1 protein-coding gene is annotated in these 544 nt (G+C 70.0%); it reads right to left on the bottom strand.

The genetic code is table 11. The annotated features are described in order from the left end of the window. Positions 1-544: hypothetical protein (locus ACYVEA_RS34805; RefSeq protein ID WP_461117939.1), on the bottom strand; the 544-nt coding region annotated here is incomplete at both ends.

Consider the following 544-nt stretch of genomic DNA (forward strand, 5'->3'; position numbering starts at 1 on the left):
GTGATACGCGGCGGCGGCGTCGATCAGTTCACTGACCAGCACCGACGGCTCGCGCACGCTGCCATCGCGGGGATCGGCACCCAGGTAGCTCAGATAGAACACCTCCTGCGCCGCGGCAAACAGCTGCAGGAACAGGAAGCGGTCGTCCTCGCGGGTGGAACGGTCGCCCGGGCGGCGGCGCGGTGTATCCAGTTCGGCGGTGAGCTGGTTGAGGCCCGCGGCCGGGTCGCGGCGCGGGAAATCGCCGTCATTCAGGCCCAGCACGCAGATCACCCGGAACGGCAGCAGGCGCATCGGCACCATGCGGCCGAAGCTGATGCCACCGGTCAGCAACGGTGCGCGCGTATCGGCCTCGCCCAGTGCCCCGGCGAAGTGCGCACGCACCACCTCCGGTGGCACGCCTTCGTTGAAGCCGGCCTTTGCAGCGTCCTCGGCAAACTGGTTGAGCAGCTTGCGCAGGCGCTCCAGCGCGCGCTGGCTGTTGGGCGAACTGGGCGCGGTCGGCAGCAGCGCGTCCAGCAGCGACAGCAGGCGCTGCCGCCAT

The organism is Spirosoma jeollabukense (assembly GCF_054777855.1).